Source organism: Pseudomonas sp. Z4-20 (genome assembly GCF_051131955.1).
Classification (GTDB): Bacteria; Pseudomonadota; Gammaproteobacteria; order Pseudomonadales; family Pseudomonadaceae; genus Aquipseudomonas; species Aquipseudomonas marvdashtae.
Genome location: NZ_CP071641.1, coordinates 1,740,858 through 1,765,631 on the forward strand (window position 1 = coordinate 1,740,858; position 24,774 = coordinate 1,765,631).

Below are 24,774 nucleotides of genomic sequence, written 5' to 3' on the forward strand. Positions count from 1 at the left end.
CGTTACGGCGTGCGGTTTTTTCTTTAGGCCTGATGCAAAGTCGTCATTAGAAAAAGGAGAGTGCTGTGTCGCGTAGACGCGTCGTAGTCACCGGTATGGGTATGTTGTCGCCACTGGGCACGGATGTGCCGAGCAGCTGGCAGGGCATTCTGGCTGGCCGTAGTGGCATTGGTCTGATCGAACACACCGACCTTTCTGCCTATTCCACCCGTTTTGGCGGCTCGGTAAAGGACTTCAATGTCGAGGAATACCTGTCGGTCAAGGAAGCTCGCAAGCTTGACCTGTTCATTCAATACGGTCTGGCAGCCGGGTTCCAGGCGGTGCGTAACGCCGGCCTGGAAGTCACTGACGCCAACCGTGAACGCATCGGCGTGGCCATGGGATCGGGTATTGGCGGCTTGACCAATATCGAAGAAACCAGCCGCACGCTGCATGATTCGGGGCCGCGACGGATTTCTCCGTTTTTTGTGCCGGGCTCGATCATCAATATGATTTCCGGATTCCTGTCCATCCACTTGGGTGCACAGGGGCCGAACTACGCCATTGCCACCGCTTGCACCACGGGTACCCACTGCATCGGCATGGCCGCGCGCAACATCATGTACGACGAAGCCGACGTGATGATTGCTGGCGGCGCCGAGATGGCCGCCTGTGGCCTGGGCATGGGCGGTTTCGGCGCGTCCCGTGCGCTGTCGACCCGCAACGATGAGCCAGCCCGGGCCAGCCGGCCGTGGGACAAGGGCCGTGATGGCTTCGTGCTGTCGGACGGTGCCGGAGCGCTGGTTCTCGAAGAGCTGGAGCACGCCAAGGCGCGCGGCGCGACCATCTATGCCGAACTGATCGGGTTTGGCACCAGCGGCGATGCGTATCACATGACGTCGCCGCCGCCCGATGGTGCCGGTGCTGCCCGTTGCATCACCAACGCCCTGCGGGATGCGAAGCTCAACGGCGAACAGGTGCAGTACATCAACGCCCATGGCACTTCGACCCCGGCCGGCGACTTGGCCGAAGCCCAGGCGATCAAGACCGTGTTCGGCGACCACGCCTACAAGCTGGCTGTCAGCTCTACCAAGTCCATGACCGGTCACCTGCTGGGTGCAGCAGGGGCGGTGGAAGCGATCTTCAGCGTGCTGGCGATCAATAGCCAGGTGGCGCCGCCGACCATCAACCTCGATGAGCCGGACGAGGGTTGCGACCTGGACTTCGTGCCGCATACGGCCCGTAGCATGGACATCGATGTGGTGTTGTCCAACTCCTTCGGCTTCGGCGGAACCAACGGCTCGCTGGTGTTTCGCCGGTTCGCCGGTTGATGGAAAGCTGGGTCGACGGTCAGCCGGCTGACGCTCTGTCGCTGAAAGATCGCGGCCTGGCCTACGGTGATGGGTTTTTCGAAACCATCGCCGTGCGTGACGGCAAGCTCGTTTTGCTGGAACGCCATCTGCAACGCCTCGCGCTGGGGTGCCAACGGTTGGCAATCGGTGTCGATCAGGCGGTGTTGAACGCCGAACTGCGAGCCTATGCGCAGCAGCTTGGCGATGGCATCCTGAAACTGACCGTGACCCGCGGTGACAGCCTGCGGGGCTACGCCGCCAATCCTTTGGCCCAGGCCCGCCGCATCTTGCAGGGCAGCCCGCCGGCCGCCTATCCGCTGGCCCATGCCGAGCAAGGCATTCAACTGTTCCCCTGCGTTACACGCCTGTCCGAGCAACCGCTGCTCGCCGGCCTCAAACACCTCAATCGCCTTGAGCAAGTGCTGGCCCGCGCCGAGTGGAGCGACACCGAGCACGCCGAAGGCTTGATGCTGGATATGTCCGGGCGGGTGATCGAAGGCGTGTTCAGCAATCTATTTATGGTGCGCGACGGAGCGCTGATCACGGCGGACTTGAGCCGTTGTGGTGTCGCCGGGGTGATGCGTGGGCAATTATTGTTTCAAGCCGAGTCTCAAGGCATCGCCACGCAAATCACCGATATCAGCCTCGAACAGCTGCACCAGGCCGACGAAGTCTTTGTCTGCAACAGCGTGTATGGCGTGTGGCCGGTACGCGGATGCGGTTCGGCGCGCTGGTCGGTTGGCCCGCTCACCCGTAAACTGCAGTCCCTTGCCCGTGCGCTATTGGAAGCCTGATTCGTGAGACGTAAATTCTTGTTGCTGCTAGAGACCGGACTGGTTCTGGCGGGGCTGTTGTTGGGCGCTTCGGCCTGGAAAATTCATTCAGCTTTGCAGCAGCCTTTGAACATCGCCCAGGAAGAACTGCTCGACGTGCCCAACGGGACCACGCCAACCGGCACCTTCAATCGTCTCGAAGCTGATGGCCTGATAAAGGATGCGTTCTGGTTGCGGGTCTACTGGCGTTTCAACCTCGCCGGCCAGCCGTTGCATTCCGGTGAATACCGGATGACGCCGGGGATGACCATGGAAGGCCTGATCGGTGTTTGGAAGCGCGGCGAAGTGGTGCAGTACAGCGTGACGCTGGTAGAGGGTTGGAACTTCCGTCAGGTTCGCGCTGCGCTGGCCAAGGCTGAAAAGCTCGAGCAAACCGTTGCCGGCCTGAGCGACAGCCAGGTGATGGAGCGTCTTGGCCATTCCGGGGTATTTCCCGAGGGCCGGTTCTTTCCGGATACCTATCGATTCGTGCGCGGTACGTCGGACGTCGACCTGCTGAGAAAAGCCTACGATCGGCTGGAAGATGTGCTTGCCAAAGAGTGGGCGCAACGCGCTGCCGATGTGCCGTACACCCAGCCCTACCATGCATTGATCATGGCGTCCCTGATTGAAAAGGAAACCGGCGTGCCCCAGGAACGCGACCAGATTGCCGGGGTATTCGTGCGCCGCCTGCGCCTGGGCATGCTGTTGCAAACCGATCCCACCGTGATCTACGGCTTGGGGGAGCGCTACACCGGTAAGCTCACCCGGGCCCATTTGAAAGAACCGAATCCCTACAACACGTACCTCGTTCCAGGCTTGCCGCCAACGCCCATTGCGATGGTCGGGCGTGAGGCGATTCATGCGGCATTGAACCCGGCCGACGGCAACAGCCTTTACTTTGTCGCGCGCGGCGATGGCAGCCATGTCTTTTCCGATGACCTGGAAACGCACAATAACGCGGTGCGCGAATATCAGCTCAAGCGCCGTGCCGACTACCGCTCCAGCCCGGCTCCAGCTGCGCCGGAAGATTCGGCGCCGATTCCCGCCGCATCGCCTGATACCGCGCCCGAAGCCGTGCCTCAGGTGTCGCCGCAGGAACCTGCCCCTGAACCGAACGCCAGCGAGCCGCCGAGCCCGCAATGACACTGAATTAAGGATCGCCCGTGACTGGCTTGTTTATAACGCTGGAAGGCCCCGAAGGCGCCGGCAAGAGCACCAACCGCGAATACCTGGCCGAACGCCTGCGGGCATCGGGCGTCGAGGTCGTGTTGACTCGTGAGCCGGGCGGTACGCCGTTGGCCGAGCGGATTCGCGAGGTGCTGCTGGCACCTGCCGACGAAGTCATGAACGCCGATACGGAACTGCTGTTGGTGTTCGCAGCCCGGGCGCAGCACCTGGCGGAAGTGATTCGCCCGGCGCTGGCCCGTGGTGCCGTGGTGCTGTGTGATCGGTTTACCGATTCGACCTACGCCTACCAGGGCGGAGGCCGAGGCTTGTCACTTGAACGTATCGCTGCGCTGGAGTCTTTCGTCCAAGGCGACCTGCGGCCCGACCTGACCCTCGTTTTCGACCTGCCGGTGGAAATCGGCCTCGCACGCGCAAGTGCTCGCGGTCGCCTGGATCGCTTCGAGCTTGAAGGACAGGCGTTCTTCAATGCCGTGCGCAATGCTTTCCTGGGGCGCGCCAAGGCCGATCCTGCGCATTACCTGTTGATTGACGCCGCTCAGCCGTTGACGCAAGTCCAGCAGTCATTGGACAGCTTGCTGCCGCGTTTGCTGGAGCGTACCCGTGGCTGAAGCCTATCCCTGGCAGGACGGCCTCTGGCAACAGCTGGCCGGTCGTTCGCAACATGCCCATGCCTATCTGTTGCACGGCCCAGCCGGTATCGGCAAGCGAGCCCTTGCCGAGCGCTTGATGGCAAGCTTGTTGTGCCAGGCTCCGACGGCCTTGAACGCCTGCGGTGAATGCAAGTCGTGCATGCTGCTCAGGGCCGGCAGTCATCCTGACAACTATGTGTTGGAGCCGGAAGAGGCGGACAAGGCGATCAAGGTCGACCAGGTCCGTGACCTGGTCAGTTTCGTGGTCCAGACCGCGCAGATGGGCGGGCGCAAAGTGGTGTTGATCGAGCCGGTCGAGTCGATGAACATCAACGCCGCGAACGCACTGCTCAAGAGCCTCGAAGAGCCTTCCGGCGATACGGTGCTTTTGCTGGTCAGCCACCAGCCCAGCCGTTTGCTGCCGACCATCAAGAGCCGTTGCGTGCAGCAGGCCTGTCCGTTGCCCAGCGAGGCGATCAGCCTGCAGTGGCTGGGCCAGGCATTGCCCGGGAGCACCGATGAAGAACGTGTCGAACTGCTGACCCTGGCCGCCGGTTCACCGCTTGCCGCCGTCAGCCTCCAGGCCCAGGGTGTGCGGGAGCAGCGGGCGCTGGTGGTGGACGGCGTGAAGAAACTGCTCAAGCAGCAACAATCTCCGACGCAACTGGCCGAGGGGTGGAACGCCATTCCCTTGCTGCTGTTGTTTGATTGGTTCTGCGACTGGTCGAGCCTGGTCCTGCGTTATCAGCTCACCGAGGACGAGGCAGGCCTGGGGCTGGCAGACATGCGCAAGGTGATCCAATACCTGGCGCAAAAAAGCAGCCAGGATAAAATCTTGAACATTCAGGACTGGATCCTTGCCCAACGTCAGAAGGTGCTGAGCAAGGCCAACCTCAACCGCGTGTTGCTGCTGGAGGCACTGTTGGTGCAATGGGCGAGTTTGCCTGGTCGTAACTGACAGAGAGCGCCTAGACTCAGCTCAATTGCAGCGGAGATCAGCATGAACGAACCTGTCAGTCCCGGGCCACGCAATGGCATCTTGTCCCTGACCATCAAGGACAAGTCCGTGCTTTACGCCGCCTACATGCCCTTCATCAAGAACGGCGGCCTGTTCATTCCCACCAACAAGAACTATCGCTTGGGCGATGAGGTGTTCATGCTGTTGAGCCTGATGGACGAACCGGAGAAAATCCCGGTGGCCGGCAAGGTGATCTGGATGACTCCCAAAGGCGCCCAGGGCAATCGGGCCGCTGGCGTCGGCGTGCAATTCAATGAAGGCGACAACTCCGCCCGCAGTCAGATCGAAACCCACCTGGCCGGAACCCTCAAGTCCGACCGTCCTACCCATACGATGTAGCCTGGCCCCTTATGCTTGTAGACTCTCATTGCCACCTCGATCGCCTCGACCTTGCCGCCCATGGCGGCTCCCTGGACGCTGCGCTGGATGCCGCACGCCAACGGGGCGTCGGCCACTTCCTGTGCATTGGCGTCAGCGCCGACAATGCGGCCGACGTCAAAGTCCTGGCTGAACGTTACGAAGACGTCGATTGCTCAGTCGGTATCCACCCGCTGGATGTCCAGCCCGGTGCTGCGCCGGCCCTGGACTGGCTGCTGCGTGAGCTGGACCACCCCCGGGTGGTCGCCATTGGCGAGACCGGCCTCGACTATCACTACGAACCGGAGGCCGCCGACGTTCAGCAGGCTTCGTTCCGTCTACACCTGGAGGCTGCGCAACAGACGGGCAAGCCAGTGATCATTCATACCCGCGGTGCCAGGGCCGATACCCTGGCCCTGCTGCAAGAGGCGGCGTTGCCCCAGGCCGGTGTGCTGCATTGTTTCACCGAGGATTGGGACATGGCCAAGGCCGCGCTGGACATGGGTTATTACATTTCCCTGTCCGGGATTGTCACGTTCCGCAATGCCGATGCCCTGCGCGATGTTGCAAGCAAGGTGCCGGCCGATCGCTTGCTGGTGGAAACGGACTCGCCTTACCTGGCGCCGATACCGTATCGCGGCAAGCCGAACCTTCCGCAATACGTGCGGGAGGTGGCGGAGTTCCTGGCGATGTTGCGCGGCGAATCCTACGAGCGTTTCGCCCAGCAGACCACGGAGAATTTCAAGCGCCTGTTTCCATTGGCCCATGTCCGTTCGGTACGGGCTTGAATCGCAGGCAAAAAAAACCCGGGTTCTGGGGGGTGAATCCGGGTTAAGACCATTAGGAGTAAAACAAAGGCACGCGGTCCGTTGGTACCTTTATCGGCGCGTCACTTGGGGGAGATGTCGCGCCGACAGTTCAAGTATTGATCACTATGGCGACGCGTCCAGTTTAGCCGCGGTGGTTTTTAAACAAATTTGGAATACGTTCGCTTCGGATAAGTTCTCACTGCCATCCAAGCGTGCCGTTACGGTGCGGGTGGTGGCGTACAGGGGGAGTCGGGTCCGCACGGTTTTTAGAAGAACTGCCGCCGAGAGCGGATGATCCGTGCATTTTTGCGTAAGTTAGGCATAATACCCGGCTTCGAATTTTGACCCTTCAGACCTTTTTTCTTATGCATAAAGAACCCCGTAAGGTCCGTGAGTTTCGTCGCCGCGAGCAGGAAATTCTCGACACCGCGCTCAAGTTGTTCCTCGACCAAGGCGAAGACAGCGTCACCGTCGAGATGATTGCGGATGCCGTGGGTATCGGCAAAGGCACGATCTATAAACACTTCAAATCCAAGGCGGAGATTTACCTGCGCTTGATGCTCGATTACGAGCGCGATTTGAACGAGCTGCTGCATTCAGCCGATGTGGACAAAGACAAGGAAGCCCTGTCCCGGGCCTACTTCGAGTTCCGCATGCGCGACCCGCAGCGTTACCGCTTGTTCGACCGCCTCGAAGAGAAAGTGGTCAAGGGTAACCAGGTGCCGGAGATGGTTGAGGAGCTGCACAAGATCCGTGCCTCGAACTTCGAACGCCTGACCTTGCTGATCAAGGGCCGAATCAGCGAAGGCAAGCTCGAAGACGTGCCGCCTTATTTCCACTACTGCGCTGCCTGGGCATTGGTGCACGGCGCGGTGGCGCTGTATCACTCGCCGTTCTGGAGCAATGTGTTGGAAGATCAGGAAGGCTTCTTCCAGTTTCTGATGGATATCGGCGTGCGCATGGGCAACAAGCGCAAGCGCGATACGGATACACCGAGCAGTTGAGGCATCCAGCTGCTTAATTGCGCCATGTCCGCTTACATGGCGCGGCGCCCCAGGAATATACTCGGGCTGGGGTCTTGCGGAAATTTGATTTGTAAGTCAAGTTTTGCGGGCCCGATTTTTCTTTCGCCGGAGTGATCCATGATCGTTGACCGTCAAGGCAGGCGTTTTCGCAATTTGCGGATCAGCCTGACTTCAGCCTGCAATTACGCCTGTACCTACTGCGTGCCTGATGGCAAGCGGCTGGTGGCTGCGCAGGATGAGCTGTCGGCCGAGGCGATGGCGCGGGGCGTGGCTTACCTGATCGAAGCTGCCGGTATCGAGCGGTTGCGCATCACCGGGGGCGAGCCGCTGGTCAGTCCCAAGCTTGAGCGCTTCATGACGGCGGTCGGGCAGATGGGGCTGGACGACATCAGCCTGACCACCAACGGCCAACTGCTGGCAAAAAAACTGCCTTTGCTGGTGAGTGCCGGCATCCGCCGTATCAACGTTTCCCTCGACACCCTGGATGCTGGCGCGTTTCGCAGCATCGCCCGGGGTGGCGACCTGGCGACCGTGCTGGACGGCATGGAGCAAGCCCGGGCGGCGGGAATGAAAATCAAGGTCAACATGGTGCCGTTGCGCGGGCAGAACCTCGATCAGGTGATGCCGTTGCTGGAGTACTGCCTTGAGCGCGGCTATGAGTTGCGTTTCATCGAGCTGATGCGCATGGGCCACTTGGCCAAGGACTCGAATGCATTCCTCCAGCAGTTCGTCAGCCTCCAGCAACTGCTGAGCCTGATTGGCGACCAATACGAATACCTGCAGGCCGATGCGCCGGTGGATGCCACCGCAGTGCGTTATGAGATTCCGGGGCTGGGGCACTTCGGCGTGATCGCCAACGAAAGCGTGCCGTTCTGCCGTACCTGTTCGCGGCTGCGGCTGTCTTCGACGGGTTGGTTGCACGGCTGCCTGTCGTCGAGCAATCGTCATTTTGTCGGCGATCTGCTGGACAAACCCCGCCATCAGGCGCTGCCGGCGCTGCAGCGCTTGCTGGTCAAGGCGCTGGGAGACAAGCAGGAAGTGGCATTCTCCGGCGGTGCAACCATCATGAAAATCATCGGCGGCTGATCGGGGATTTCCGAGGCAATAAATCCAACCATCCTGCGAGCTGGCGCAAAAGCTGCATCCCGTGGCCATTCGCCGGTTTTCCGTCACCGGTCTTTGGAGGGTAGGATGCGTAGCCTGTTTTTGCTGCTGGCCGTTTTGGCGCTGGGTGGCTGCATGAATGTCAGCGACATGGGGGAGGGTGTTCGTTATCACATGAGCGATGCCGGCCTGTTAGACCATAGCGACAGTCGTCGTGTGAACAACCTGCGCATCCAGCCGGATTCCTTTATCTATATCGCCCAGGGGGCCTTCGCTCCGCCAGGCAGCGCCTATCCACGTCCCAACGTCGTGGCTGAAGAAGCCTTCAACGGTTTCGTTGAATATTTCCCCATGGTTCGTCGCGCCCGGGTCCCCGAAGGGCTTGACCAGGCTATGGGCGAAGCGCGTGCCGCCGGCGCCCATTATTTGCTGTATACCCGATTCGCCAAGGCGGACAACCGCATCGGCACTACCGACGAATGGCTGGATGAAGAGGCTGTGGATCGCCTCGGCGTCGATACCAGCGTGATTCAGATCATGTTGATCGAGACCAGTACCCAGTATTTGATTGATACTGCACGTATCAAGAGCCGTGGCGGTTTGCTGACGTTGCACGACAAGCAGCCACAAGACCTCATCGCCGCGCCCTTGCGTGAGTATGCCCGCAGCCTGCTGGGGATGAGCGACGAATAAACAGAAGGAGTCACCATGAGCGGACCGCAAAAAGCCAATGACCTGTTGGGACAGATTCCCAAGACCAAAGGCTTGCCGCCGGTCCACTTGTGGAACCCCGACTTCTGCGGCGACATCGACATGCGCATCGCCCGTGACGGCACTTGGTACTACCTGGGGACGCCCATTGGACGCAAGCCGATGGTCAAGCTGTTCTCCACCATCATTCGCCGCGACGGCGATGATTACTTCCTGATCACTCCCGTGGAAAAAGTCGGCATCAAGGTGGACGACGCCCCATTCGTGGCTGTGACCCTGGAGGTCGAGGGGCGGGGAGAAGGGCAGTTGTTGCGCTTTACTACTAATGTCGATGAATCCACCGAAGCTGGATCCGAACATCCGATGCGAGTGGTGATCGATCCCCAGACCCAGGAGCCCGCTCCGTACATCCATGTGCGCAGCAACCTGGAAGCGCTGATTCACCGCAACGTCTTCTATCAGTTGGTCGAGCTGGCGGTCAGCCGCGAGATCGACGGCCAGCGGTGGTTGGGCGTCTGGAGCGGCGGCGTGTTCTTTCCCATAGGCCTCGAACCCTGATCCTCAACCTTGGAAGGGCAAAAATTCAAATTGACACTCAATCATATGATGATTAGCGTGGGCGCCTGATAAGAAAAGCCCACGGGGTGTTCATGTCCAGCAGTTTTCATGCGTCGACCGTCGATTGGCTGGGTGGCTGGATTGCCGCTGGCCAGGTCAAGCCTGGGCAAACCATCAAGGTCGAGGCCGACTTGGGCGAGCAGTTGGGCGTCAGTCGCACGGTCATCCGTGAGGCCATCAAGACCTTGGTCGCAAAGGGCATGCTGGAAGTGGGGCCGAAAGTCGGCACGCGGGTATTGCCGGTGCGCCGTTGGAATCTGTTCGATCCCCAAGTAGTAGGCTGGCTGTCACGCAGTGGCCTGCCGGAAAATTTCGTCGACGATCTGTTGGACCTGCGCCGCACCATCGAACCCATGGCGGTGCGCTGGGCCTGCGAACGGGCGACGGCCGACCAGGTGCAGGCGATCCGCTTGGCCTATCATGCGCTGGAACGGGCGGTGGACAGTGGCGCTGATTACAACCGCGCCGATCAGTTCTTTCATGAGTGCATTCTGGCCGCCAGCCACAATCAATTCATCGAACAGATGGTCCCTGCATTGGGCGCGCTGCTGGCGGTCTCGTTCGAGGTATCGGCTGCCGATCCGGACGAACTGCGCCGCACCTTGCCGATCCACAAGGAGATCGCCGACGCCATCGCCGCCCGTGACGCGGCGCGAGGCGTCTGGGCCTGCATGACCTTGATCGATAATGCAGACTTGGCCATCAAGCGTTTTTACCCTGATGTCATGGCCGGTCGAACTGACAACGCCGGGAAAGCCGGGAACGGGAGGTTTCAATGAGGTGGACGGCGCTCACGGAGCATCGGGCAAAATTGGGCGAAGGGCCATTCTGGGATGAGCCGACCCAGGCGCTTTATTGGGTTGATATCGCCGGCAAGCAAGCGCTGCGCCTGATCGGCGCGAACGTACAGATCTGGCAGATGCCCGAGCACGTTTCCGCCTTCATCCCGACCCAGAGCGGCGATGCGTTGGTGACGTTGAGCAGTGGTGTCTATCGGCTGGACCTGGATTCGCCTGGGCTGGAACCACGCCTGAAGCTGTTGTGCATGGCCGATCCCCAGCCAGGCAACCGCGCCAATGAAGCCCGTTGTGATTCGCTGGGCCAGCTCTGGCTGGGCACCATGCAGAACAACATTGGTGAAAATGGCGAAGACCTGCCCATTGAGCGGCGTTCCGGCGGCTTGTTCCGTGTCGGAGTCGATGGTCGGGTAATGCCGCTGCTGCGCGGGCTGGGCATCCCCAACACATTGCTGTGGAGTCCTGACGGCACGACGGTTTATTTCGGCGAAAGCATGGACGGGACGCTGTACCGGCACTTCATCTACCCCGATGGCAAGCTGGCGCCCGCTGAAGTCTGGTTCGGGCCCCATTCCCGTGGCGGGCCGGACGGTTCGGCGATGGATGCGCAAGGGTACGTCTGGAACGCCCGCTGGGATGGCAGTTGCCTGCTGCGGTTGCACCCGGACGGCTACGTCGATCGGGTGATCGAGTTGCCCGTCAGTCGCCCCACCAGCTGCGTATTTGGTGGTAAAGACCTCAAGACGTTGTACATCACCAGCGCGCAAAGCCCTGTAGGCCATCCGCTTGACGGTGCGGTGCTGTCGATGCGAGTGGACGTGCCGGGAGTGGCTTGCACAAGGTTTGCCGGATAGATCCCAAAATATGGGATGTAAATATATATATTGAGATTATTTGGCGGTCGGGTTTATAGTCGGCTCCATCAGCAATACGCACTCACACTTAAAAAAACAAAAGGTGAAGCGATGCATCGAGTTCCCCCCGGACGCCCCAGCGGCGTTCGCCAGCTACTCATCGCCCTGCAGTTTCCTGACCGGTCACCCGTGGTTGCCCGGTTTTTCTCGTGCCTTACCACGGGAGCCCAGGTCCATGGCTGAAGCGCTTTGCTTGCCACCGGTGCCGAAGCCGCCGCAGGGCGAACGGTTGAAAGGCAAGGTCGTGCTGCTGACCGGCGCTGCCCAAGGCATTGGCGAGGCGATCGTTGCTGCGTTTGCTTCACAACAGGCGCGGCTGGTGATCAGCGACATCCAGGCGGAAAAAGTCGAGGCCGTCGCCGCCCATTGGCGTGGCCAGGGCGCGGACGTACAGGCGCTCAGAGTCGATGTTTCGAACCAGCAGGATCTGCACGCCATGGCCCGTCGCGCCGTTGAACTGCACGGTCGCATCGACGTGCTGGTGAATTGCGCCGGGGTCAATGTGTTTCGCGACCCCTTGGAAATGACCGAGGAAGACTGGCGCCGCTGCTTTGCCATAGATTTGGATGGCGCTTGGTACGGTTGCAAGGCGGTGCTGCCACAAATGATCGAGCAAGCCGTGGGCAGCATTATCAACATCGCGTCGACCCATTCGTCCCACATCATTCCCGGTTGCTTTCCATACCCGGTGGCCAAGCACGGCCTGCTCGGTCTTACCCGCGCCCTGGGCATCGAGTACGCGCCCAAGGGTGTCCGTGTGAATGCCATTGCGCCGGGCTACATCGAGACTCAATTGAATGTCGATTACTGGAACGGTTTCGCCGATCCCCATGCCGAACGCCAGCGTGCACTGGATCTGCACCCGCCTCGGCGCATCGGCCAGCCACTCGAAGTGGCAATGACGGCGGTGTTCCTGGCCAGTGACGAAGCCCCTTTTATCAATGCTTCATGCATCACCATCGATGGTGGACGTTCGGTCATGTACCACGACTGAATATTCTTGGGTTGCGGTGGGAAACTTCGCCTGTAATCCAATCATCATACGATATGACTATTTAGACCTATGCTGTGCAGTAACACGATTTGACCGGCCAGCCTGCGCATTTCCACCAACGTGGAGCAGATCCCTGGACGTTTTGGCTTTCAATAAAAAAAACAAGGAGTCAGCTATGAAACATCGTCGTGGGATCCGTTCCCTGTGTCGTGCCGCCCTGGCGGTTACCGCGTTCAGTCTCAGCAGCCATCTGCTGGCGGACGATGCGGTAAAAATTGGTTTCCTGGTCAAGCAGGCCGAGGAGCCCTGGTTCCAGACCGAATGGGCGTTCGCCGAGAAGGCGGCCAAGGACAAAGGCTTCCAGTTGATCAAGATCGCCGTGCCTGACGGCGAAAAAACCCTTTCAGCCATCGACAGCCTCGCCGCCAACGGCGCCAAGGGCTTCGTCATCTGCCCGCCAGACGTGTCCCTCGGCCCGGCCATCATGGCCAAGGCCAAGCTCAACGATCTGAAGGTGATTGCCGTCGATGACCGTTTCGTCGACGCCAACGGCAAATTCATGGAAGACGTGCCGTACCTGGGCATGGCTGCGTTCGAGGTGGGCCAGAAGCAAGGCGCCGCGATGGCCGCCGAAGCGAAAAAACGCAACTGGGACTGGAAGGACACCTACGCGGTGATCAACACCTTCAACGAGCTGGACACCGGCAAGAAGCGCACCGACGGTTCGGTCGATGCCCTGAAGAAAGCCGGGATGCCGGAAGACCATATCCTTTATTCCGCGCTGAAGACCCTCGACGTTCCCGGCAGCATGGACTCCACCAACTCGGCACTGGTGAAGCTGCCAAGCGCTGCGAAAAACCTGATCATCGGCGGCATGAACGACAACACCGTGCTGGGCGGCGTGCGCGCCACCGAAGCGGCGGGGTTCAAGGCAGCCAACGTGATCGGTATCGGCATCAACGGCACCGACGCCATCGGCGAATTGAAAAAGCCTGACAGCGGCTTCTTCGGTTCGATGCTGCCAAGCCCGCACATCGAAGGCTACAAGACCGCCGAAATGATGTACGAGTGGATCACCGCCGGCAAGGAGCCGCCGAAGTACACCGCCATGGACGAGGTGACGCTGATCACCCGGGAGAACTTCAAGCAGGAGCTGGAAAAAATCGGCCTGTGGAACTGACGGTCGGTTGATTCAAAAGCGGCTCTGGTCACAGGCGTGACCGGGCCGCTTGATCTCTGTAAGTTCGAGGTGGTTATGCAAGCGCAAACAGCGACACGGCAACACAACATCGGCGGCAGCTTGCGGTTCAACGGGATCGGCAAGTCCTTCCCTGGCGTGCAGGCGCTGGCCAATATCAGTTTCGTCGCCCATCCGGGGCAGGTTCATGCCTTGATGGGCGAAAATGGCGCGGGCAAATCCACGCTGCTCAAGATCCTCGGTGGCGCCTACATTCCGAGCAGCGGCGACTTGCAGATCGGCGAACAGACGATGGCCTTCAAAGGCACCGCCGACAGCATCGCCAGCGGTGTGGCGGTGATTCACCAGGAACTGCACCTGGTGCCGGAAATGACCGTCGCCGAAAACCTGTTCCTTGGTCACTTGCCGGCGCGTTTCGGCCTGGTCAATCGCGGTGTGCTGCGCCAGCAGGCGTTGACGCTGCTCAAAGGCCTGGCCGACGAAATCGACCCCCAGGAAAAAGTCGGGCGCCTGTCCCTCGGCCAGCGGCAACTGGTGGAAATCGCCAAGGCCTTGTCCCGTGGCGCCCATGTCATTGCTTTCGACGAACCGACCAGCAGCCTCTCGGCCCGGGAAATCGACCGTTTGATGGCGATCATCGCCCGCCTGCGGGACGAGGGCAAAGTGGTGCTGTACGTCAGCCACCGCATGGAAGAAGTGTTCCGCATCTGTAACGCGGTGACGGTCTTCAAGGACGGTCGTTACGTCCGGACTTTTGAAGACATGAGCGAATTGACCCACGATCAACTCGTCACCTGCATGGTCGGTCGCGATATCCAGGACATCTATGACTACCGCCCGCGGGAGCGCGGCGCTGTGGCGCTGCAAGTGAAGGGCCTGTTGGGGCCGGGCTTGCGCGAACCGGTGAGTTTCGAGGTGCACAAGGGCGAAATCCTCGGCTTGTTCGGGCTGGTCGGTGCCGGGCGTACCGAGCTGTTTCGCTTGCTCAGTGGGCTGGAGCGCCAGAGCGAGGGAAGCCTCGTCCTGCACGACAAGGAACTGAAGCTGCGTTCGCCACGGGATGCCATCGCCGCTGGCGTGCTGCTCTGCCCGGAGGACCGCAAGAAGGAAGGCATCATTCCGTTGGGCAGCGTGGGCGAGAACATCAACATCAGCGCGCGTCCGTCCCACTCGACGCTCGGTTGCCTGTTGCGTGGCGATTGGGAGCGGGGCAACGCCGACAAGCAGATCAAGGCGCTAAAGGTGAAGACCCCGGCGGCGAGCCAGAAAATCATGTACCTGTCCGGCGGCAACCAGCAGAAGGCGATCCTCGGACGCTGGCTGTCCATGCCGATGAAAGTCTTGCTGCTGGACGAGCCGACACGCGGCATCGACATCGGCGCCAAGGCCGAGATCTACCAGATCATCCACAACCTGGCGGCCGATGGCATCGCGGTGATTGTGGTGTCCAGCGACCTGATGGAAGTGATGGGCATTTCCGACCGGATCCTGGTGTTGTGCGAAGGGGCCATGCGCGGCGAGTTGCCACGTGACCAGGCCAACGAATCCAACCTGCTGCAACTGGCGCTGCCGCGCCAACGCGTTGCCGACGCGGCGAACTGAGAGGTAATCATGACCATTCAAAACAATGCACTGCCAACGGCACGCAAACCCCTGGACCTGCGCCGCTTCCTCGACGACTGGGTCATGCTGCTGGCGGCCATCGGCATCTTCGTGCTCTGCACCTTGATGATCGACAACTTCCTGTCTCCGCTGAACATGCGCGGCCTGGGCCTGGCGATTTCCACCACCGGCATCGCCGCCTGCACCATGCTGTATTGCTTGGCGTCCGGGCACTTCGACTTGTCGGTCGGTTCGGTGATTGCCTGTGCCGGTGTGGTCGCGGCGGTGGTGATGCGCGATACCAACAGCGTGTTCCTGGGCGTGAGCGCAGCGCTGGCGATGGGGCTGATCGTCGGCCTGATCAACGGCATCGTGATTGCCAAGCTGCGGGTCAACGCGTTGATCACGACGCTGGCGACCATGCAGATCGTTCGCGGGCTGGCCTACATCTTCGCCAATGGCAAGGCGGTGGGTGTGTCGCAGGAATCGTTCTTCGTCTTCGGCAACGGCCAGTTGTTCGGCGTGCCGGTGCCGATCCTGATCACCATCGTCTGCTTCCTGTTTTTCGGCTGGCTGCTGAACTACACCACCTACGGGCGCAACACCATGGCCATCGGTGGTAACCAGGAAGCGGCGTTGTTGGCGGGGGTGAACGTTGATCGCACCAAGATCATCATCTTCGCCGTGCATGGCTTGATCGGCGCGCTGGCCGGGGTAATCCTGGCGTCGCGCATGACCTCGGGCCAACCGATGATCGGCCAGGGCTTCGAGCTGACCGTCATCTCGGCTTGCGTGCTGGGTGGGGTTTCATTAAGTGGTGGCATTGGCATGATTCGCCACGTCATCGCGGGTGTGCTGATCCTGGCGATCATCGAAAACGCGATGAACCTGAAGAACATCGATACCTTCTACCAATACGTCATCCGCGGGTCGATCCTGCTGCTGGCGGTGGTGATCGACCGGTTGAAACAGCGCTGATAACCCTCCGCGGCAGGCCTGCTCGATGGCGTCGTCCTTGACGCCATCGTTCATCCCGCCTTGCGCAACGCTTCGACCAACTCTTGCTTGCGCATCTTCGAACGCCCGGGAATGTTCTTCGCCCGGGCTTCTTTCATCAGGCTGTCCACGGTCTGGGCCTCATGGGAGGCTTTGCTGGTACGCGGATGCCCTTCGCGGGTCTTGGCGGCACGACGGGCCGATTCCTTGCGATCGGATTGCTTTTCCCCGACGGACTTTTTCTTCCCGGACCCACCGGAGCGCTCGCCGCCGCCCGATTGCTTGTTGACCGTAGCCCAGGCCCGAGCCTCGGCCTCATTCTCAGACAGACCTTTTTGCTCGTAGCTTTTTTCGATGTGCTCGGCCTTGCGCTTTTGCTCGTCGGTGTACTTCTCTTTGCTTCCACGAGGCATGAAGTGTTCCTCCTCAATGTATGAGCAGAGCGGCGGCCCGTACTACTGGCTCGCGCCACCTTCCGAGCCGGAACCGCCGGTGGTGGTTTTCGAACCCACGCCGGTATCGGCATTGTCAGGGGCGGTGGAGTCCGGGGTGTTCATGCCGCCCTGGCGACCGGTGTCGTTACCCTGGACGCGTGGATCGGTTCCCGTGGCGGGCGGCTGGCCATTGTTCAAGCCACCGGTACCGTCGGTGTTCAGCTTGGGCAAGCCTTGCGTGGCGGGCGAATTCGGAGCCTGGACCGGGTCGGTCGGCCCGGTGCCAGAAGTCGACGCTGCCAAAGCAGCCGAAGATAGCAGTGCAGCGAATGTGAACGCAGTCAGCCTTGAATAAATCATGGTGTCGCCTCCATTTTTGGAATGCTTGCCTGATTTTTGGCCGCGCTGGAGCGAGGTTGGTGCCTGGGCGGCGACGAATGGCACACTGGAAGCCTTGTCCAGAAGATGTGACGAGCACCGCGTAGCGGCTTAGTATGGCGCTTTCAATTGGCTACAAGGCCCGTTCATGTCGATCGAGATCCGTCCCGCGCAACCTAGCGATGCGCCTCAAATCCTTGCCTTCATCACTGAGCTTGCCGATTACGAGAAAGCCCGCCACGAAGTCATCGCCAGTGTGACCGATATCGAGCGCAGCCTGTTCAGTGAAGGCGCAACCGCCCACGGCTTGATCTGCCTGCGTGATGGCGTGCCCATCGGTTTTGCGGTGTTCTTCTTCAGTTACTCCACTTGGCTGGGCAGCAACTGCCTGTACCTCGAAGACTTGTACATCACTCCCGAACAGCGCGGTGGCGGGGCGGGCAAGACGCTGCTGCGACACTTGGCGAAGATCGCCTGTGACAACGATTGCGGTCGCTTCGAATGGAGCGTGCTGGACTGGAACACGCCGGCCATCGAGTTCTACAAGTCCCTCGGCGCGCAACCGCAGGAGGAGTGGGTGCGCTATCGGATGGACGGCAAAGTGCTCCGGGATTTTGCCAACGGCAACTGATTTACGCGTATGCGCTGGACGCGTACTCGGCAAATCCGCGGCGTTGTTCGAGCCGCTTGCAGTAGGCGGCCACCGCCGGATAGTCCGGACGCTCCATGGGCGTCTGGCGCCAGCGATGCGCGGACAGGCCGATAAGCACGTCGGCGAGGCAGAAATCCGCGCCGGCCACATAGGCTTCGGTGCGACTCAGCTGATCCTCCAGCAACCCCATCGTCTTGTTCCAGCGTTTAACCCCGGCGGCGATGAGCTGTGGGTCCTGGAAGTCCGGGTGTTTGCGCACCAGTCCGTAAAACGCATCGCCCCATGACGGGTTGAGCTCCGTGGCTTGCCAGTCCATCCACTGTTCTACACGCGCCCGTGCGGCAGGCTCGATGGGGAGCAGATCGCTGCGCCCATGTTTGCCGACCAGGTAGCGGCAAATGGTATTCGACTCCCAGAGCACGCCGTTCTCGTCAATGATCACCGGCACCTGGGCGTTGGGGTTGAGCGCCAGGAAGGCCGGGTCATGGGGCGAGGCAAAGCCGCTGCCCCAATCTTCGCGTTCGTAGGAAAGGTCCAGTTCCTGACAGGTCCACAGTACTTTTCTGACGTTGATCGAGGAGGTGCGGCCGAGGATCTTCAGTCGATGTTCCATGTTCTTTCCTGAGTTTTTGGCGTCCGATCAAAAACGTAGCAGGGTCTGGGACGGATGGCGACTATCACTGATATATCCCAATATATGGGAGTGATATTTATATATTGAGATTTTCCCGTGCTCGGGTTTATAGTCCGTCTCACTCACTGCCAAATAAACAGAACAGGTGAAGCGGATGCAGGCGCAATTGATCGCGCTCGATTGGGGAACTACCTCATTACGGGCTTACAAACTCGCCGCTGGTGGCGAGGTGCTCGAACAGCGTTCGCTGTCGTCGGGGATCATGCAGTTACCGTCCGGGCCGCGAACCGTGGCCGGCCGGGAGTGCACCGATGGGTTCGAGCTGGCTTTCGATGAAGCCTGCGGCGACTGGCTCGATGCACAGCCGAGCCTGCCCGTCATTGCTTGCGGCATGGTCGGCAGCGCCCAAGGCTGGCGCGAAGCGCCTTACTGCGACACGCCTGCAAACGTAGCCAACCTCGGACATTCCCTACAAACCGTTCGCAGCCTTCGCGGTGTCAATGTGCACATCGTGCCCGGCGTGATCCAGCGTTCACGCTTGCCCAATGTCATGCGTGGCGAAGAAACCCAAGTGCTTGGCGCCTTGCACAGCCTGCCGAACGAAGCGGTGCTGATCGGCCTGCCGGGCAGCCACTCGAAGTGGGCGGAAGTCACCGATGGCTGCATTGTGCATTTCGACACCTTCATGACCGGCGAGATCTTCGCCGTGCTCAGCGACCACAGCATCCTCGGCCGTACCCAGCAGCGCGGCGCGGCGTTCGATGGCCTGGCCTTTGACCGTGGCGTGCAGGTGGCGCTGTCGGCGGAGGGGCAGATCGGCCCGTTGTCCACCGTCTTCAGTGCCCGCAGCCTGGGGCTGACCGGCGAACTTGGCGCCAGCGCCCAGGCCGATTATCTCTCCGGCCTGTTGATCGGCCATGAGCTGACGGCCCTGGCCGCGGCGCAACGCCAACGACGCAACAGCGTGCACCTGCCGACGGTGGTGCTGATCGGCAACTCTCAACTCTGCGCCCGTTATCAACGGGCCCTCGACGCCTGCGGTTTCGCCCGGGTGACCTTGGCCGAACAGGCCACCGAACGTGGGTTGTGGCAACTGGCCGTGGCGGCCGGGCTGCTCGACGCCGCCGCATTGCGTTAAACCTGACTGGAGGTCTGACATGCTCACACAAGCATTGGCGCAAAACGGGCTGATCGCGATTCTGCGCGGCCTGCGTCCCGAAGAGGCAGCCGCTGTCGGCGAAGTCCTTTATAGCGCTGGATTCCGCGTCATCGAGGTACCGCTCAATTCCCCTGAACCGTACGAAAGTATCCGCATCCTGCGCGACACCTTGCCGGCCGATTGCTTGATCGGTGCAGGGACCGTGCTCAGGGCGGAACAGGTCGAGCAGGTAAAAGCCGCTGGCGGCCAAGTCATCGTCATGCCCCACAGCGATCCTAAGGTGCTGCGGGCGGCGAAAACGGCGGGCCTGTACCTGTCGCCCGGCGTCGCCACGCCCACCGAAGCCTTCGCCGCGCTGGCCGAAGGCGCTCACGTGCTGAAGATGTTCCCGGCCGAGCAGATGGGCCCGGCGGTGGTCAAGGCCTGGCTCGCGGTGCTGCCGGCCGGGACCGTATTGGTGCCGGTGGGCGGGATCACCCCTGACAACATGGCGGTGTTCGTCGAAGCCGGCGTTAAGGGGTTCGGCCTCGGTTCCGGGCTGTTCAAGCCGGGCCTGACAGCGGACGAAGTGGCAGTGCGCGCCAAGGCCTACGTCGCCGCGTGGAATGCCTTGATCTGAAGACTTTTCCGGCGCCACGCGCGCTGCATCCGATAAGAGAGACAAGAAGATGAAAATCACCAAGCTGACCACGTTTATTGTTCCGCCGCGCTGGTGCTTCCTCAAGGTCGAGACCGATGAAGGCGTGACCGGCTGGGGCGAACCCGTGGTCGAAGGCCGTGCCCACACGGTGGCGGCTGCCGTCGAGGAATTGTCCGACTACCTGATCGGCAAGGACCCACGCAATATCGAAGACATCTGGACCGTGCTCTATCGTGGCGGCTTCTACCGCGGCGGTGCCATCCACATGAGCGCCCTGGCCGGTATCGATCAGGCGTTATGGGACATCAAGGGCAAGGCCCTGGGTGTGTCGGTCAGTGATCTGCTGGGCGGTCAGGTGCGTGACAAGATTCGTGTGTACTCGTGGATCGGCGGCGATCGTCCGGCCGACACCGCCCGGGCGGCGAAAGAAGCCGTGGCGCGGGGGTTTACCGCGGTGAAGATGAACGGCACCGAAGAGCTGCAGTTTCTCGACACCTTTGAAAAAGTCGACCTGGCCCTCGCCAACGTAGCCGCGGTGCGCGACGCCGTCGGGCCGAACGTCGGCATTGGCGTGGACTTTCATGGCCGCGTGCATAAGCCAATGGCCAAGGTGTTGATGAAGGAACTCGACCCCTACAAGCTGATGTTCATCGAAGAACCGGTGCTCAGCGAAAACTACGAAGCGCTCAAGGAACTGGCGCCGCTGACCAGCACACCGATTGCCTTGGGCGAGCGGCTGTTCTCGCGTTGGGATTTCAAGCGTGTACTCAGCGAGGGCTACGTGGACATCATCCAACCGGATGCCTCCCACGCCGGCGGCATCACCGAAACCCGCAAGATCGCCAACATGGCCGAGGCCTACGACGTGGCGCTGGCGCTGCATTGCCCGTTGGGCCCAATCGCCCTGGCGGCATGCCTGCAACTGGACGCGGTTTGCTACAACGCGTTTATCCAGGAGCAGAGCCTGGGCATTCACTACAACGAAAGCAACGACCTGCTGGATTACATCAAGGATCCGCAGGTGTTCGACTACGACAAGGGCTTCGTGAAAATCCCCAACGGTCCGGGCCTGGGCATCGAGATCAACGAGGAATATGTGATTGAGCGCGCGGCCATCGGCCACCGCTGGCGCAACCCGATCTGGCGCCATGCCGATGGCAGTTTTGCCGAGTGGTGAGTGCCTAGACGCCCCACATTCCATGTGGCGAGGGAGCTTGCTCCCGCTCGACTGCGCAGCGGTCGCAAGAATTTTGACCAACGAACCCAGGGGCTGCTGCGCCCGAGGCGTCGGGCCGGCCCAGCGGGAGCAAGCTCCATCGCCACGGCGGTTGACGTAGCTGCTCATAAGTTTCGCCCTCAATAAACATAAAAAGAGGCACCTCACATGCAAGCGCACACCCTGAACGCGCAGGCGTCGTTGGTGACGCCCAGCCGCAAGCGTTTTTTCATCATGGTCCTGCTGTTCATCACCGTGGTGATCAATTACCTGGACCGCAGCAACCTCTCGATTGCCGCTCCTGCAATGACCAGTGAGCTAGGCATTGATCCGATTCATGTCGGGCTGATTTTCTCGGCGTTCGGCTGGACCTACGCCGCCATGCAAATCCCCGGTGGCTGGCTGGTGGACCGGGTGCCGCCGCGCATTCTGTACAGCGTGGCGCTGCTGTTGTGGTCGGTGGCCACGGTGATGCTCGGTTTCGTTTCCAGTTTTATTGCGTTATTCGTCCTGCGCATGGCGGTCGGTGCGTTGGAAGCACCGGCTTATCCGATCAACAGCCGCGTCGTTACCACGTGGTTTCCAGAGCGTGAGCGGGCCACGGCGATTGGTTTCTACACGTCTGGACAGTTCGTCGGGCTGGCATTCCTGACACCGGTCCTGGCGTGGCTGCAGCATGCCTTCGGCTGGCACATGGTGTTCGTCGCGACCGGTGCCGTCGGTATTCTCTGGGCGTTGATCTGGTACGCGGTGTATCGCGAGCCGCGGGATTTCAAAGGCGCCAATGCCGCCGAAATCGAGCTGATCCGCGAAGGCGGCGGGCTGGTGGATATCCAGGCCGAGACGGCGAAGGTCAAGGCGAAATTCAGCTGGACTGACTTGGTCATCGTCCTGACCCAGCGCAAGCTTTGGGGCATTTACCTGGGACAGTTCTGCCTCAACTCCACGCTGTGGTTTTTCCTGACGTGGTTCCCGACCTACCTGGTGAAATATCGCGGCATGGACTTCATCAAGTCTGGCCTGCTGGCGTCGTTGCCGTTCCTCGCGGCGTTTGTCGGCGTGCTGTGCTCCGGGTTCTTCTCCGACTGGCTGATCCGCCGCGGCACCAGCGTGGGGTTTGCGCGCAAGCTACCGATCATTGGCGGGCTGCTGATTTCCACCTCAATCATCGGTGCCAACTTCGTCGAGTCGACGCCGCTGGTGATCGCGTTCCTGGCCCTGGCGTTCTTCGGCAATGGCCTGGCCTCGATCACTTGGTCGCTGGTTTCCACCTTGGCACCGGCGCGGTTGCTCGGCTTGACCGGCGGGGTGTTCAACTTCATCGGCAACCTGGCGGCCATCGCCACGCCGATTGTCATTGGCTTCCTCGCCAGCGGCGATTCGTTTGCCCCGGCCATTACCTATATCGCTGTCCTGGCATTGGCTGGCGCGCTTTCCTACATCCTGCTGGTCGGGAAAGTCGAGCGCATCGAGTTGTAGTCCCGTGGGGCGGGCGACCATAATGCCGCCCGTTCCCTCGCTCACTGTGAAAGGCCGGATATGCAAGACGCCCCAAAAAATACCAAGGACGCAGCGCCCACGGGCACGCAGACATTGCTGCGCGGCCTGGGCGTGGTCCAGGCGGTCGCCAGCGGAGCCCGCGACTTGAAGGAAATCGCCCGGCTGATCGGGACCACGCGCAGCACCACTCATCGCCTGGCCAGTTGCCTGGTGGATGAACGTTACCTGCGCGTGGTGCCGCAAGTGGGCTACCTGCTTGGGCCGAAGTTGATTGAATTGGGTTTTCAGGCGCGGGAAGAGCTGCCGCTGGTGAGCCTGGCGGGGCCCTACCTGGATGAACTGTCGGCGCTCACCGGTGACACCGTCCACCTGGCGATTCGCGAGGGCGACGAGGTCTTGTACCTGCTGAAGAATCCCGGACGCAATGGCCCGGAAATGCGCTCGCGCGTCGGTCATCGCATGCCGTTGGCGCGCACCGGCATCGGCAAGGCGCTGATGCTCGATGACCCGCAGGACCAATGGAAGAGGCTGTATGAAATCAGCCTGCCGGCAGGTGGGAAGAATCAGTTCTGGCCGCTGCACCAGGAGCAGTCTTGGGAGCAGTTCCAGCAGCGAATGGTGGAATACGTCGCGGGGGGCTATGCCTACGACCTGGAGGACAACGAACCGTCGATTCGCTGTGTAGCGGCGCCGATCCGAGACGCGGGCAAGCGCATCGTCGCCGGTATCAGCATCGCCAGCACCGTGCCGTACATGCCGCTGGAAAAAATGGCCGAGCTGATTCCCCTGGTCAAAGGGGTCACAGCCCGGCTATCGGCGGAGTTGGGCGCCAAGGTTTGACGAACGTCAGGCCTTGAGCGTCGCCATTTCGATGACGAAGCGATACTTCACGTCCCCGGCGATCATGCGGCTGTAGGCCTCGTTGATCTGGCGGATGTCGAGCATTTCAATGTCGCAACTGATGTTGTGCTCGGCGCAGAAGTCCAGCACCTCCTGGGTTTCTGCGACACCACCGATCAGCGAGCCGGCCAGGACACGGCGACCCATGATCAGTTTTGCCGCATGCACTGGCGGTTCGACCGGTTCGACCAGGCCCACGATGATGTGCACGCCGTCGAAACGCAGCGTGTCGAGGTAGGGGTTGAGGTCGTGCTGCACCGGAATGGTGTCCAGCAGGAAGTGGAATCGTCCGGCCGCCGCGGCCATTTGTTCGGCGTCGGTGGACACGATCACATGGTCCGCGCCTTGGCGACGGGCTTCTTCGGCCTTGCTGGCCGAGCGGGTAAACAGGGTCACCTCGGCGCCCATCGCCTTGGCAAACTTGATGCCCATATGCCCCAGTCCGCCCATGCCCAGCACACCGACCTTGTCACCGGCTTTTACGCCATAGTGCTTGAGCGGCGAATAGGTGGTAATGCCGGCGCAGAGCAGCGGTGCGGCACTGGCTGGATCGAGTGTCTGCGGGATGCGCAGCACAAAGTGCTCGCTGACCACGATGCTCTCGGAATAGCCGCCCATGGTGTGGCCGCCGCTGATGCGGTCCGGGCTGGCGTAGGTCTGGGTCATGCCTTCGAAACAGTATTGCTCCAAGTCGGCGCGGCAAGCCTCGCACTCGCGGCAGGAGTCGACCATGCAGCCCACCCCCACCAAATCGCCTACTTTATGGCGAGTGACATTCGCACCGACAGCGGTGACTTTTCCGATGATTTCATGGCCAGGCATCAGCGGATAAACGGCGATGCCCCACTCATTGCGGGCCTGGTGGATGTCGGAATGACAGACGCCGCAATACAGGATCTCGATCGCCACGTCGTCGGCGCGCGGGCTGCGGCGCTCGAACTTCATGGGGGCGAGGGGCGTGGTGGGCGATTGAGCGGCGTATCCGATTGCTGTGTACATGATGGACCTCGCTAAGCAGTGAACGGTGAGGTGGTCCATTCTGGGGGTGCTCGCGGCAGGCGGCGATGGCGATTCCTACGTCTGTCATGCCTAATCCTCCGGTCTTGGCCAGGATCTGATCCTATGTGTCGCCAGACCTGCGATCATGGGTTCATC

The 24,774-nt window shown here is 61.0% G+C and carries 27 protein-coding genes; 23 read left to right on the top strand and 4 right to left on the bottom strand.

What is annotated here, in order from left to right:
* The first annotated feature begins 65 nt into the window (after nucleotides 1–65).
* The 17 genes from fabF (at nucleotide 66) to araH (ending at nucleotide 16,088) form a co-directional block, all read left to right on the top strand.
* On the top strand, nucleotides 66–1,310 hold the full coding sequence (fabF, locus tag J3P82_RS08105) for a beta-ketoacyl-ACP synthase II (protein WP_434562087.1): 1,245 nt from the start codon (nucleotides 66–68) through the stop codon (nucleotides 1,308–1,310).
* Entirely contained in the window at nucleotides 1,310–2,125 is an 816-nt protein-coding gene (pabC, locus tag J3P82_RS08110; RefSeq protein ID WP_434562089.1) for an aminodeoxychorismate lyase, read from the top strand. Before fabF ends, pabC begins: the two co-directional genes overlap by 1 nt.
* 3 nt (nucleotides 2,126–2,128) lie before the next feature.
* Nucleotides 2,129–3,289: an endolytic transglycosylase MltG gene (gene mltG / locus J3P82_RS08115; protein WP_434562091.1), complete on the top strand. Its 1,161-nt coding sequence runs from the start codon at nucleotides 2,129–2,131 to the stop codon at nucleotides 3,287–3,289.
* 20 nt (nucleotides 3,290–3,309) lie between these two features.
* Nucleotides 3,310–3,942 carry a dTMP kinase gene (gene tmk / locus J3P82_RS08120; protein WP_434562093.1) on the top strand — a complete coding sequence of 211 codons (633 nt, stop codon included), beginning with the start codon at nucleotides 3,310–3,312 and terminating at the stop codon, nucleotides 3,940–3,942.
* Nucleotides 3,935–4,921: a DNA polymerase III subunit delta' gene (locus tag J3P82_RS08125; RefSeq protein ID WP_434562095.1), complete on the top strand. Its 987-nt coding sequence runs from the start codon at nucleotides 3,935–3,937 to the stop codon at nucleotides 4,919–4,921. Before tmk ends, J3P82_RS08125 begins: the two co-directional genes overlap by 8 nt.
* Before the next feature lie 42 nt (nucleotides 4,922–4,963).
* Complete coding sequence (locus J3P82_RS08130; protein WP_186640799.1) at nucleotides 4,964–5,320, top strand: PilZ domain-containing protein; 357 nt, start codon at nucleotides 4,964–4,966, stop codon at nucleotides 5,318–5,320.
* Nucleotides 5,321–5,331: 11 nt separating this feature from the next.
* On the top strand, nucleotides 5,332–6,126 hold the full coding sequence (locus J3P82_RS08135; RefSeq protein ID WP_434562097.1) for a TatD family hydrolase: 795 nt from the start codon (nucleotides 5,332–5,334) through the stop codon (nucleotides 6,124–6,126).
* Nucleotides 6,127–6,512: 386 nt separating this feature from the next.
* Nucleotides 6,513–7,151 (top strand): TetR/AcrR family transcriptional regulator, encoded by a 639-nt coding sequence (locus J3P82_RS08140; protein ID WP_186611511.1) that lies wholly within the window; start codon nucleotides 6,513–6,515, stop codon nucleotides 7,149–7,151.
* Between the two features lie 138 nt (nucleotides 7,152–7,289).
* Nucleotides 7,290–8,258: a GTP 3',8-cyclase MoaA gene (locus J3P82_RS08145; protein ID WP_434562099.1), complete on the top strand. Its 969-nt coding sequence runs from the start codon at nucleotides 7,290–7,292 to the stop codon at nucleotides 8,256–8,258.
* 105 nt (nucleotides 8,259–8,363) lie between these two features.
* Nucleotides 8,364–8,969, top strand: coding sequence for a DUF4823 domain-containing protein (locus J3P82_RS08150; protein ID WP_434562101.1), 606 nt, complete (start codon nucleotides 8,364–8,366; stop codon nucleotides 8,967–8,969).
* Between the two features lie 15 nt (nucleotides 8,970–8,984).
* Nucleotides 8,985–9,545: a DUF1285 domain-containing protein gene (locus J3P82_RS08155; protein WP_434562103.1), complete on the top strand. Its 561-nt coding sequence runs from the start codon at nucleotides 8,985–8,987 to the stop codon at nucleotides 9,543–9,545.
* A 92-nt stretch (nucleotides 9,546–9,637) separates the two neighbouring features.
* The gene (locus J3P82_RS08160; RefSeq protein ID WP_434562105.1) at nucleotides 9,638–10,384 is read left to right on the top strand and encodes a FadR/GntR family transcriptional regulator; all 747 of its coding nucleotides are present in this window, start codon (nucleotides 9,638–9,640) and stop codon (nucleotides 10,382–10,384) included.
* A complete protein-coding gene (locus J3P82_RS08165; protein ID WP_434562107.1) occupies nucleotides 10,381–11,256 on the top strand; it encodes an SMP-30/gluconolactonase/LRE family protein in 876 nt (291 codons plus the stop codon). The genes J3P82_RS08160 and J3P82_RS08165 overlap by 4 nt, the downstream gene beginning before the upstream one ends.
* 235 nt (nucleotides 11,257–11,491) lie before the next feature.
* Complete coding sequence (locus tag J3P82_RS08170) at nucleotides 11,492–12,310, top strand: SDR family oxidoreductase (RefSeq protein ID WP_434562109.1); 819 nt, start codon at nucleotides 11,492–11,494, stop codon at nucleotides 12,308–12,310.
* Nucleotides 12,311–12,485: 175 nt separating this feature from the next.
* The gene (locus tag J3P82_RS08175) at nucleotides 12,486–13,490 is read left to right on the top strand and encodes a substrate-binding domain-containing protein (protein ID WP_434562111.1); all 1,005 of its coding nucleotides are present in this window, start codon (nucleotides 12,486–12,488) and stop codon (nucleotides 13,488–13,490) included.
* A 75-nt stretch (nucleotides 13,491–13,565) separates the two neighbouring features.
* Nucleotides 13,566–15,110, top strand: coding sequence for an L-arabinose ABC transporter ATP-binding protein AraG (gene araG, locus J3P82_RS08180; RefSeq protein ID WP_434562113.1), 1,545 nt, complete (start codon nucleotides 13,566–13,568; stop codon nucleotides 15,108–15,110).
* A 9-nt stretch (nucleotides 15,111–15,119) separates the two neighbouring features.
* Entirely contained in the window at nucleotides 15,120–16,088 is a 969-nt protein-coding gene (gene araH / locus J3P82_RS08185) for an L-arabinose ABC transporter permease AraH (protein ID WP_025214842.1), read from the top strand.
* A 50-nt stretch (nucleotides 16,089–16,138) separates the two neighbouring features.
* On the opposite strand, the gene J3P82_RS08190 is transcribed toward araH, so the two are convergent.
* A complete protein-coding gene (locus J3P82_RS08190) occupies nucleotides 16,139–16,519 on the bottom strand; it encodes a Rho termination factor N-terminal domain-containing protein (protein ID WP_434562115.1) in 381 nt (126 codons plus the stop codon).
* Nucleotides 16,520–16,561: 42 nt separating this feature from the next.
* Nucleotides 16,562–16,900, bottom strand: a complete 339-nt coding sequence (locus tag J3P82_RS08195; RefSeq protein ID WP_186640778.1) for a hypothetical protein — start codon at nucleotides 16,898–16,900, stop codon at nucleotides 16,562–16,564.
* A 166-nt stretch (nucleotides 16,901–17,066) separates the two neighbouring features.
* Between J3P82_RS08195 and J3P82_RS08200 the strand changes: the two genes are divergently transcribed.
* Complete coding sequence (locus J3P82_RS08200) at nucleotides 17,067–17,549, top strand: GNAT family N-acetyltransferase (RefSeq protein ID WP_434562117.1); 483 nt, start codon at nucleotides 17,067–17,069, stop codon at nucleotides 17,547–17,549.
* A gap of 1 nt (nucleotide 17,550) precedes the next feature.
* Here J3P82_RS08200 and J3P82_RS08205 read toward each other — a convergent pair whose 3' ends face one another.
* Nucleotides 17,551–18,183: a glutathione S-transferase family protein gene (locus J3P82_RS08205; RefSeq protein ID WP_434562119.1), complete on the bottom strand. Its 633-nt coding sequence runs from the start codon at nucleotides 18,181–18,183 to the stop codon at nucleotides 17,551–17,553.
* Between the two features lie 175 nt (nucleotides 18,184–18,358).
* On the opposite strand from J3P82_RS08205, the gene J3P82_RS08210 reads away from it, so the two are divergent.
* The 5 genes from J3P82_RS08210 (at nucleotide 18,359) to J3P82_RS08230 (ending at nucleotide 23,559) form a co-directional block, all read left to right on the top strand.
* Nucleotides 18,359–19,342 carry a 2-dehydro-3-deoxygalactonokinase gene (locus J3P82_RS08210; protein ID WP_434562121.1) on the top strand — a complete coding sequence of 328 codons (984 nt, stop codon included), beginning with the start codon at nucleotides 18,359–18,361 and terminating at the stop codon, nucleotides 19,340–19,342.
* 19 nt (nucleotides 19,343–19,361) lie between these two features.
* A complete protein-coding gene (locus tag J3P82_RS08215) occupies nucleotides 19,362–19,982 on the top strand; it encodes a 2-dehydro-3-deoxy-6-phosphogalactonate aldolase (RefSeq protein ID WP_434562123.1) in 621 nt (206 codons plus the stop codon).
* 49 nt (nucleotides 19,983–20,031) lie between these two features.
* On the top strand, nucleotides 20,032–21,180 hold the full coding sequence (dgoD, locus tag J3P82_RS08220; RefSeq protein ID WP_003179439.1) for a galactonate dehydratase: 1,149 nt from the start codon (nucleotides 20,032–20,034) through the stop codon (nucleotides 21,178–21,180).
* Nucleotides 21,181–21,387: 207 nt separating this feature from the next.
* Nucleotides 21,388–22,698: an MFS transporter gene (locus J3P82_RS08225; RefSeq protein WP_434562125.1), complete on the top strand. Its 1,311-nt coding sequence runs from the start codon at nucleotides 21,388–21,390 to the stop codon at nucleotides 22,696–22,698.
* Nucleotides 22,699–22,758: 60 nt separating this feature from the next.
* Nucleotides 22,759–23,559, top strand: coding sequence for an IclR family transcriptional regulator (locus tag J3P82_RS08230; RefSeq protein ID WP_434562127.1), 801 nt, complete (start codon nucleotides 22,759–22,761; stop codon nucleotides 23,557–23,559).
* 6 nt (nucleotides 23,560–23,565) lie between these two features.
* On the opposite strand, the gene J3P82_RS08235 is transcribed toward J3P82_RS08230, so the two are convergent.
* Complete coding sequence (locus tag J3P82_RS08235; RefSeq protein ID WP_434562129.1) at nucleotides 23,566–24,618, bottom strand: NAD(P)-dependent alcohol dehydrogenase; 1,053 nt, start codon at nucleotides 24,616–24,618, stop codon at nucleotides 23,566–23,568.
* Nucleotides 24,619–24,774 lie beyond the last annotated feature (156 nt).